The organism is Neorhizobium sp. BETTINA12A, from assembly GCF_023006485.1.
Lineage (GTDB): Bacteria > Pseudomonadota > Alphaproteobacteria > Rhizobiales > Rhizobiaceae > Neorhizobium.
In genome coordinates this window covers 1-984 of the sequence record NZ_JALBGW010000343.1, presented here as the reverse complement: position 1 = coordinate 984, position 984 = coordinate 1, and the positions used below count along the sequence as shown (strand labels likewise).

1 protein-coding gene and 2 pseudogenes are annotated in these 984 nt (G+C 65.8%); all 3 read left to right on the top strand.

What is annotated here, in order from left to right; all coding sequences use genetic code 11:
• Positions 1 to 336, top strand: a pseudogene (locus MOV61_RS30035) (hypothetical protein); the annotation flags it as partial.
• A gap of 48 nt (positions 337 to 384) precedes the next feature.
• Entirely contained in the window at positions 385 to 699 is a 315-nt protein-coding gene (locus MOV61_RS30030) for a Dabb family protein (protein ID WP_247139192.1), read from the top strand.
• A gap of 40 nt (positions 700 to 739) precedes the next feature.
• Positions 740 to 984, top strand: a pseudogene (locus MOV61_RS30025) (phage portal protein); the annotation flags it as partial.

Here is a 984-nt window from a genome sequence, read left to right as displayed (position 1 = left end):
CCCTACTGGCGGCCGGACGCGGACGGAAAAAGCTGGCTCGGCCGCGGGCTGGTGCAGCTCACCCACAGGCGGAACTACGCGGCGATGTCGGCTGTGACCGGGATCGACCTGGTGGCGGATCCGGGCCGGGCGATGGAGATGCCGGTGTCGGTCGCGATCCTGATCGAGGGCATGCGGTGTGGCAGCTTCACCGGCTGCAAGCTCGGCGATTATTTCGGGCGGGGCAGGGCGGATTGGCTGGGCGCCAGAAAAATCATCAACGGCAACGACCGGGCGGACCTGGTGGCGCGGCATGCGCAAATGTTCGCCGAGGCGCTGGACACCAAGCCGCATTGAAGCCCACTGCAGGCCATGATAGCAGGCCTCCGCATTGCTGGAGGTTCCATGATACGCCACATCGTATTTTTCACGGCGCAGGCAGGCGAGATCGACCGGGTCCGGGCAGGTCTTTCGCTTCTGACCGGCAACCCGCATGCGCTGACCCTGGAGATCGGCACCAATGTGAAGAGCGACCAGCTCGGCAACGAAGTCGATCTGGTCGTCTACGGCGAGTTCGAGGATGCGGCGGCGCTGGCCGCCTACAAGTCGCATCCGGTCTACCAGGCCTCGATCGATATCGTCCGGCCGATCCGCGAGATGCGTTTGGCGGCCGATTTCGACAGTGAAAACGCGGTGAAATCGCCCCTGCCGCTTCCCTGAAGCGGGCCTTGGCGCCCGCGAGCGAAAAGGACAAGTCACGATGAAATCTCCATTCCGGCGCCCGTGGTTTTCCGCGGGTGGGCGACAGGCCGTGCCCGAAATCCAGGGGACCGACACCCAAAAGCCCGAAACCAAGACGGCCTCCGGTTTTGCGATCGTGTCGGGCGAGGGAGCGGCGCAGTGGTCGGGGCGGTCCTACGCGGCGCTGGCGCGGGCAGGCTTCATGAAGAACCCGGTCGCCTATCGGGCGGTGCGGATGATCGCCGAAGCCGCCGCAGCCGTGCC

Coding starts and splice junctions, on each gene's coding strand:
- MOV61_RS30030 (WP_247139192.1), top strand. CDS start 385: ATGATACGCCACATCGTATTTTTCACGGCGCAGGCAGGCGAGATCGAC.